Source organism: Streptomyces sp. 7R007, assembly GCF_054850255.1.
Map to the genome: position 1 here is coordinate 1 of NZ_JBTWMV010000109.1, position 9,792 is coordinate 9,792.

The 9,792-nt window shown below is 69.8% G+C and carries 2 protein-coding genes; both read left to right on the forward strand.

Annotated features, from left to right (window positions below):
• Window positions 1-2,093, forward strand: a 2,093-nt coding sequence (locus ACYF6T_RS43930) for a non-ribosomal peptide synthetase (RefSeq protein WP_461703596.1), incomplete at its 5' end; no start/stop codon positions are given.
• An 8-nt stretch (window positions 2,094-2,101) separates the two neighbouring features.
• The coding region (locus tag ACYF6T_RS43935; RefSeq protein ID WP_461703597.1) for an amino acid adenylation domain-containing protein at window positions 2,102-9,792 on the forward strand (7,691 nt) is incomplete at its 3' end.

Here is a 9,792-nt window from a genome sequence, read left to right on the forward strand (position 1 = left end):
ACGCCCCGGCCGGCCTCGACCTCCCGGGTTTGCGCACCTCCGGTGTGCTGACTGAGCGGGAGGCGGCCAAGTTCGATCTGGACCTGTCGGTGTCGGAGGTCCTGGACGCCGAGGGCACCTCGATGGGACTGCGGGGCTCGCTGACGGTCGCGGCGGACCTGTTCGACAGGGCATTCGCGCGGGACTTCGCATGCCGCCTGGTGCGGGTGCTGGAGGCGGTGGCGCTGGATCCGGGCGTTCGGGTCAGCGCCGTACCGGTGCTCGACGAGGCCGAACACGACATGATCGTGCACGGCTGGAACGACACCGCGCGACCGGCTCGGTCCGGCTCGCTCCCGGAGCGGTTCGAGGCCCAGGCGGCAAACACTCCGGATGCGGTCGCCGTCGTCGGCAAGGACCGGCGGTGGACCTACGCCGAGCTGAACCTGGTCGCTGACCGCGTCGCCTGCGGCCTGGTGGGGCGTGGTGTCGGCCGAGGATCTCTGGTGGGCGTGGTGATGGATCGGTCGGCCGATCTGGTGGCCGTACTGCTGGGTGTCTGCAAAGCGGGAGCCGGATTCCTACCGGTGGACCCGGACTGGCCCGAGAGGCGCGCCCGGACGGTCCTGGAGGGGACCGCCCTGGTGGTCACGGACCGCGGACCGCGGGAATCGGCGGAGCGCACGGTGTCGGCCCGCGAGCTGCTGACTGGCGCGGACGGTGCCGTGGAGAGCGTGACGGGCCCGGACGACCTGGCCTACGTGATGTACACCTCCGGCTCGACAGGCGTGCCCAAGGGAGTGGAGATCACGCACGCGGACGTGGTGGCGCTGGCCACCGACAGCCGGTTCGCCCGGGGGCACGAGTGCGTGCTGCTGCACTCTCCGGTGACGTTCGATGCGTCGACATACGAGTTGTGGGCGCCGCTGCTGTCGGGCGGTACGGTGGTCGTCGCGCAGCCAGGGGCCGTCACCGCGGAGTCGGTACGTGACCTGGTCGCCCGACACGGCATCACCGCGATGATGCTGACGGCCCCACTGTTCCACCTGTTCGCCCAGGACGATCCGGACTGCCTGGACGGCCTGTGTGAGGTGTGGGTCGGCGGCGACGTCGTGCAGGCGGACGCGGTCCGGCGCATCCGGGACGCCTGCCCCGGCCTGGTCGTCGTCGACGGGTACGGTCCCACCGAGACGACCACGTACGCCACCTGCCATCGCATCGAGGCAGACGCACAACTGCCGCTCTCCATACCGATCGGGCGCCCGCTGGACAACATGCGGGTGTACGTACTGGACGAGTTCCTGCGGCCGGTGCCCGCGCGCGTGGCAGGCGAGCTGTACATCGCCGGCGCCGGTCTGGCGCGCGGCTACGCGGGCCGGCCGGAGCTGACCGCGGAACGGTTCGTGGCCTGCCCGTTCGCGGACGGTGAGCGGATGTACCGGACCGGAGACGTGGTGCGCTGGACCGAGGACGGCCATCTGCTCTTCGTCGGCCGGGCCGACGCGCAGGTGAAGATCCGCGGTCACCGCATCGAACCCGGCGAGGTCGAAGCCGTGGTGACCTCGCATCCGCGGGTCTCGCAGACCACGGTCGTCGTCCGCGAGGACGCACCGGACGACAAGCGTCTGATCGCCTACGTCGTCCTCGCGGACGACGTAGGCGACGGATTGGGCGGTGACCTGCCCGTCGACGTCCGCTCCTTCGTCGCCGAGCGTCTGCCGGAATACATGGTGCCGGCCGCGGTGATGGTGTTGGACGCGCTGCCCATGACCCGGCACGGCAAGGTGGACAGGCAGAGCCTGCCCGCGCCGGACTTCGCCGCTCGCGCGGTGGGCCGCGAGCCGACAACACCGCGCGAACGGATGCTGTGCACGGTGTTCGCCGAGATTCTCGGCCTGGAACGGGTCGGCGTGGACGACGACTTCTTCGCGCTGGGTGGGCATTCGCTGCTGGCGATGCGGCTGGTGAGCCGGATCCGCGCCGTGTCGGGCGCGGAGGTGTCGATACGAACGGTGTTCGAAGGACCCACGGTCGCCGATCTGGTGGACCGCCTCGGTGAGACGAAGGGTGCCAGGCCGCCGTTGCGGCCCCGGCGCGAGCAGGAGGGCTTGTGATGATTCCGGTGTCGTTCGCGCAGCAGCGACTGTGGTTCCTGGCCCAGTTCGAGGGCCCGAGCACGACCTACGTGAACCCCATCGCCCTGCGTCTCGCGGGCGCACTCGACACCGGGGCGATGAGGCTGGCGGTGCAGGATCTCATTCACCGGCACGAGGTTTTGCGGACCGTCTTCCCGGCGGTGGACGGTGTGCCGTACCAGCACGTGCTCACGGTCGAGGAAGCCGGCCTCGATCTGCCGGTGGTGCCGGCGACCGAGACCGAACTCACCGGCCTGCTCTCCGAAGCGGTCAGCCGCCCCTTCGACCTGGCGGCCGAGATCCCGATCCGGGGCCGGTTGTTCCGACTCGGGGAACGCGACCACGTACTACTGCTGACGATGCATCACATCGCCATGGACGGGTGGTCGATGGCGCCGTTGGCGCGCGACCTGTCGACGGCCTACGGGGCCCGGTGCCGGGGTGCTGTCCCGGACTGGGAGCCGTTGCCGGTGCAGTACGCCGACTACGCGTTGTGGCAGCGCGAACTGCTGGGCTCGGAGGAGGACCCGGACAGTGTGCTCTCCAGGCAGACCGCCTACTGGCGCGAGACGTTGGCCGGAGCACCGGAGGAACTGACGCTGCCCACGGACCACAGCCGCCCGGCGGAGCCGAGCTACCGCGGTCACACCGCCGGCCTGGAGGTGTCGGCCGAGGCGTTCGAGGGCCTCCGGGTGTTGGCCCGCCGACAGGGCGTGACGATGTTCATGGTGGTGCAGGCCGCGCTGGGGGCACTGCTGTCCCGGCTGGGTGCGGGCACGGACATTCCGATCGGCTCGCCGATCGCAGGCCGTGTGGAGCAGGACCTCGACGATCTGGTGGGCTTCTTCGTCAACACCTTGGTGCTCCGTACGGATGTGTCGGGCGACCCGACCTTCGCCGAACTCCTGCACCGGGTCCGGGATGTCAACCTGTCGGCGTTCGCCCACCAGGACGTTCCGTTCGAATACCTCGTGGAGGCGCTGGCCCCCACCCGCTCGATGTCCCGGCAGCCCCTGTTCCAGACCATGTTGACGATGCAGAACACCGGCCGATCGGCGTTGGAGCTGGCGGGCCTGCAGGCGCGTGGCCTCGGGCCCGGTGAGCCTCCGGCCCAGTTCGATCTGAGCGTCGCGGTCACCGAGGTGTTCGGTGCGGGCGGGGCGCCCGTCGGGCTGCGCGGCGCGGTGACGGTGGCGGCGGACCTGTTCGACGAGGCGTCGGCGGGCGTCCTCGCGCAGCGTCTGGTGCGGGTGCTGGAGGCGGTCGCCCTGGAGCCGTCGATCCGCGTGCGCTCCCTGCCGGTCCTCGACGACGTGGAACGCGCCCATGTCCTCAACGCCTGGAACGAGACGGCGGAGGACATCCCGGAGACCCTCGTGCCGGACATGTTCACGGCACAGGCCTCGCGCACACCCGACACGGTCGCGGTGATCGACGGCGACACCGTCGTCACTTACGGCGAGCTGAACGCCCGAGCCAACCGTCTGGCAGGATTCCTTGCGGCGCGGGGAGTGGGCCCGGAGTCCGTGGTGGGTCTGTGCCTACCGCGCGGCGCGGATCTGTTCGTTGCGGTCCTCGCCGTGCTGAAGGCGGGCGGGGCCTATGTGTCGCTGGATCCCGACCACCCGGCCGAGCGCATCGGCTTCATGCTGGACGACGCGGCCCCGGTGTGCGTGGTGACGGTGTCGGATCTCGTCCGGACGCTGCCGCCGGAGGCCACGACGCCGACGGTGCTGCTGGACGACGTGTCCACGATGGCCGCCGTGGCCGCCTTCCTCCCCGAGGACCCCGGCGTCGGGCCGGCCGCAGCGCAACCGGCGTACGTGATCTACACCTCCGGCTCCACCGGCGTACCCAAGGGCGTGGTGCTGTCGCACGAAGGCTTCGCGAACCTGGTACGGGCGGTGCGTGCCCGGTACGGGATGAGCCCGGGCCACCGGTTGGCGCAGTTCGCCTCGGCCGGCTTCGACCAGTTCTGCTCGGACTGGTCGGTGACGCTCACATCGGGAGCGTCGCTGGTGGTCGTCCCGGCCGGGTCCCGCACGGGTGCGGAGTTCGCGGGGCTGCTGGCCTGGCAGGAGGTCACCCACGCGCCGATGCCCCCGGCGGTGCTGGCGACACTCGACCCGGAGGCCGTGCGCGAGCGTGTCCTCCTGGACGCCGGCGGCGAGGCGTTGCCGACGGACCTGATGACACGCTGGTCCCGGAACCGGGTGCTCTACAACAGCTACGGTCCGACCGAGACGACCGTCGACGCCGCGGCCTGGCGATGCGATCCGGCCGCGACCGAGGTGGCCATCGGATCGCCGATCGCCAACACCCGGGTGTATGTCCTCGACGACTTCCTTCAGCCGGTGCCCGTCGGGGTGGCCGGAGAGCTGTACGTGGCCGGCGCCGGAGTGGCCCGTGGCTATCTGAACCGGCCCGGCCTCACCTCGTCCCGCTTCGTGGCGGACCCCTTCGGCCCCGACGGGACTCGCCTGTACCGCACCGGGGACGTGGCGCGATGGAGCCCGGACGGAAACCTCGTGTTCGCCGGCCGCGCCGACGACCAGGTGAAGATCCGCGGATTCCGGATCGAGCTGGGCGAGGTCGAGACCGCGGTGGCCGCCCACCCGTGCGTCTCTCAGGCAGCGGTAGTGGTCCGGGAGGACGTGCCGGGGGACAGGCGCCTGGTCGCCTACGTCGTTGCGGTCGGCGACGGGGGGTCCGAACTGCCTTCCGAGATCCGGTCGTTCGCGGCTGATCGGCTCCCGGAGTACGTGGTGCCGTCGGCGGTGGTGCTTTTGGACGCGCTGCCGTTGACGGTGAACGGGAAGCTGGATCGCAGGTCGTTGCCGGCTCCGGAGTATGTGGTGTCGTCCGGTCATGGCCCGTCCACGGTGGTGGAGGAGTTGCTGTGCTCGGTGTTTGCGTCCGTGCTGGGCCTGGAGCGGGTGGGGGTGGACGACGATTTCTTTGCGCTGGGTGGGCATTCGCTGTTGGCGACGCGGCTGGTGAGTCGCATTCGCGGGGTGCTGGGCGCTGAGGTGGCGGTGCGGACGGTGTTCGAGGCACCGACGGTGTCGGGGCTGGCGCTGAGGCTGCCCCTGGCAGGTGCGGCGCGCGCCGCGCTGACCGCGGGTGAGCGTCCGGAGCGGGTGCCGTTGTCGTTTGCCCAGCAACGGCTGTGGTTCCTGGCTCAGTTGGAGGGCGAGAGCACGACGTACGTGAACCCGCTCGTTCTTCGTCTGACCGGTGACCTCGACGTCGGCGCCCTGCGGTCGGCGTTCCGGGACGTGGTGGACCGGCACGAGGCCCTGCGCACGGTCTTTCCGGCGCTGGATGGTGTGCCGTATCAGCGTGTTCTGCCCATCGACGAGGTCGTTGTCGACCTGCCGGTGGTGCCGACGACCGAGAGGGAACTGCCGGCGCTGCTGGGTGAGGTGACGCACCAGACCTTCGATCTGTCGGTCGAGGTGCCGATCCGGGGCCGGGTGTTCCAACTGTCCCCCGACGACCACGTCGTGGTGCTCATGACGCATCACATCGCCACGGACGGCTGGTCGATGGTGCCGCTGGGCCGGGATCTGTCTGCGGCCTACGCGGCGCGGTGTCGGGGTGAGGTTCCGGGTTGGGAGCCGTTGCCGGTGCAGTACGCGGACTACGCGTTGTGGCAGCGGGAGTTGCTGGGGTCGGAGGATGACCCGGACAGTGTGCTCTCCCGCCAACTCGCCTATTGGCGCGAGGCCTTGGCGGACCTGCCGGAAGAGCTGACCCTCCCCACCGACCGCAGCCGTTCGGCGGTGCCCGGATACCGCGGATACACCGCTGCTTTCGATATATCGCCCGCCGCGTACCGAGGTCTCGCCGCGCTCGCCCAGGAGCGCGGCGTGACCATGTTCATGATCGTCCAGGCGGCGATGGCGACACTGCTGTCGCGGCTGGGCGCGGGCACGGACATCCCCATCGGTGCTGCGGTCGCCGGTCGTATGGATCAGGCGCTGGACGACTTGGTCGGCTTCTTCGTCAACACACTGGTGCTGCGTACGGACGTGTCGGGGGACCCGACCTTCGGTGAGCTGCTGGAGCGGGTCCGTGAGACGAGCCTGGAGGCTTTCGCCCACCAGGACGTGCCCTTCGAGTACCTCGTCGAGGCACTCGCCCCGGCACGCTCCATGACCCGGCACCCCCTGTTCCAAGTGATCCTGACCATGCAGAACACCGAACGGGCCGGCCTGGACCTGCAGGGTCTGAGCGCCGTGGGGATGGGCGACGGTGAGACTCCGGCCAAGTTCGACCTGAGCGTCACGGCCTCCGAGGTCTTCGACGCCCAGGGCGCCCCAACCGGCCTGCGCGGCGCCGTGACGGTGGCGGCGGACCTGTTCGACGAGGCGTCGGCGGAGGTGCTTGCGGGGCGTCTGGCGCGGGTGCTGGAGGCCGTGGCGCTGGATCCGTCGGTGCGGGTCGGTGCGGTGCCGGTGTTGGGTGTGGGTGAGTGGGGGTTGTTGGTCGGTGGGTGGAATGAGACGGGTGTGGTGGTGCCGGGTGTGTGGGTGCCGGAGTTGATTGCGGGGTGGGTGGAGCGGGCGCCCGATGCGGTCGCGGTGATCGATGGTGATGTGTGGGTTACGTACGGGGAGTTGGATGCCCGGGCGAACCGGTTGGCGCATTACTTGAGGGCGCAGGGTGTGGGTCCTGAGGTTGTGGTGGGCCTGTGTCTGACGCCTGGTGTGGAGATGTTGGTGTCAGTGTTGGCGGTGTGGAAGGCGGGTGGGGCGTTTTTGCCGTTGGATCCGGTGTATCCGGTGGAGCGGCTGGAGTTCATGTTGGCGGACAGTGGTGTGGTGGTGGTGCTGGGTTCGGAGGAGTTGCTGGGGGATTTGCCGGTGGGGGCGGCTCGGGTGGTGGCGGTGGATGATGCGGTGACGGCGGGGGTGGTGTCGGGGATGCCGTCGGCGGTGCCTGATGTGGCGGTGCTGGCCGATCAGTTGGCGTATGTGATGTATACGTCGGGGTCGTCGGGGCGGCCGAAGGGTGTGGGGGTGTCGCAGGGTGGTTTGCTGAATTATGTGGTGTGGGCGGCGGGGGAGTACGGGGTTGTCGCTGGTGGTGTGGGTGGGGTGTTGCATTCGTCGTTGTCGTTTGATTTGACGGTGACGAGTGTGGTGGTGCCGTTGGTGTCGGGTGCGGCGGTGTGTGTGGCGGGAGGGGGTGGTGTCAAGGGTTTGTCGCAGGTGCTGGCCGGCGGTGGCCGGTCGGCGGTGGTGAAGGTGGTGCCGGGGCATTTGCCGGTGGTGGCGGGGTTGGTGCCGGCGGGCGTGCTGGAGGGGTGTGCGGGTCGGTGGGTGGTGGGGGGTGAGGCGCTCACGGGTTCGGTGGTGCGGTCGTGGTGGCGGGCGGCGCCGGGTTCGGTCGTGGTCAATGAGTACGGCCCGACGGAGACGGTGGTGGGGTGTTGCTCGTTGACGGTGGTGGAGGGGGATGAGGTCGGGGATGTGGTGCCGATCGGGCGGCCGATCGCGAACATGCGCATGTTCGTCCTCGACGACACCCTCCAGCCCGTGCCGACGGGGGTGGCAGGGGAGCTGTATGTGGCCGGCGCGCAGGTGGCGCGTGGCTATCTGGGCCGATCCGGCCTGACGTCGCAGCGGTTCGTGGCGGACCCCTTTGCGGGGGACGGGTCGCGGATGTACCGGACCGGCGACGTGGTGAAACGGTCCGGTGACGGGAACCTGGTGTTCGTCGGGCGGGCGGACGAGCAGGTGAAGATCCGGGGTTTCCGGATCGAGCCGGCCGAAGTCCAGGCAGTCGTGGCAGCGCACGGCGGGGTGGGACAGGCCGCGGTGATCGCCCGTGAGGACGTTCCGGGTGATCGGCGGCTTGTGGCCTACGTCGTTGCGGCTGAGGAGCCTGTTGAGGGAGACCTGGCTGCCTTGGTGCGCTCGTATGCGGCGGATCGTCTGCCGGCGTACATGACGCCCTCGGCGGTGGTGGTCCTGGACGCCCTGCCGGTGACCGTCAACGGCAAACTGGACCGCAGGGCATTGCCTGCTCCGGACCGGGCCGCCTTGGAGGGTCGGGGGCCGTCGACTCCGGTGGAGGAGATGGTGTGCTCGGCGTTCGCCGAGGTCCTGGGCCTGGAGCAGGTCGGCGTGGACGACGACTTCTTCGCCCTTGGCGGGCACTCGCTGCTGGCGGTGCGGCTGGTGAGCCGGATCCGTGCAGTGGTGGGCGTGGAGCTCGGCATTCGGGAGGTCTTCGAGGCGCCGACGCCGGCCGCCCTGGCGGAGCTTCTGCAGTCGGCGGGTGTCGCTCGGATCGGGTTGACGGTCCGTGAGCGTCCGGAGCGGGTGCCGCTGTCGTTCGCACAGCAACGGCTGTGGTTCCTGGCTCAGTTGGAGGGCGAAAGCACGACGTATGTGAATCCGACCGCTGTCCGTCTGACCGGTGACCTCGACGTCGGCGCCCTGCGGTCCGCGTTCCGCGATGTCGTGGACCGGCACGAGGTGCTGCGAACCGTCTTCCCGGCGATCGAGGGCGTCCCGTACCAGCGCGTGCTTCCGGTGGAAGAGGTCGACCTCGACCTGCCGCTCGTTCCGGTGACCGAGGCCGAACTGCCCGCGCGGTTGGCCGAGACGATGGGCCAGACCTTTGATCTGTCGGTGGACGTGCCGGTCCGGGGCTGTGTGTTCCGGCTGGCCTGCGACGATCACGTCCTGGCCTTGGTCGTGCACCACATCGCGATGGACGGTTGGTCGATGGCGCCGCTGGGCCGGGATCTGTCTGCCGCTTACGCGGCGCGGTGTCGGGGTGAGGTTCCGGGTTGGGAGCCGTTGCCGGTGCAGTACGCGGACTACGCGTTGTGGCAGCGGGAGTTGCTGGGGTCGGAGGACAACCCGGACAGTGTGCTCTCCCGCCAACTCGCCTACTGGCGCGAGGCCTTGGCGGGCCTGCCCGAAGAACTCGCCCTTCCCACGGACCACAACCGCCCGGCAGCCCCGAGCCACCGCGGTCATACCGCCGCCTTCGACCTCTCGCCGGAGGCCTATCGCCGTCTTGCCTCGTTGGCCCAGGAGCGCGGCGTCACCCAGTTCATGATCGTCCAGGCGGCGATGGCGACACTTCTGTCGCGGCTGGGCGCGGGCACGGACATCCCCATCGGTGCCGCGATTGCCGGTCGTATGGATCAGGCGCTGGACGACTTGGTCGGCTTCTTCGTCAACACACTGGTGCTGCGGACGGACGTGTCGGGGAACCCGACCTTCGACGAGTTGCTGGAGCGGATACGTGAGACGAGCCTGTCTGCATTCGCCCACCAGGATGTGTCCTTCGAGTACCTCGTCGAGGTGCTGGCCCCGGCACGCTCCATGGCCCGGCACCCTCTGTTCCAGGTTGCCCTCGCGATGCAGAACACCGAACGGGCGGGTCTCGACCTGCCTGGTCTGCGGGCGTCCGGGGTCGGCGCCGGCGAGGATCCGGCCAAGTTCGATCTCAGCGTGACCGCAGCCGAGGTCTTCGACGCCGACGGCAATCCGGTCGGTCTTTCCGGTGCGGTGACGGTGGCGGCGGACCTGTTCGACGAGGCGTCGGCGGAGTTGCTGGCTCGGCGTCTGGCACAGGTGCTGGAGGCCGTGGCGCTGGATCCGTCGGTGCGGGTCGGCTCGTTGTCGGTGCTTGTTGGGCCTGAGCGGGATGT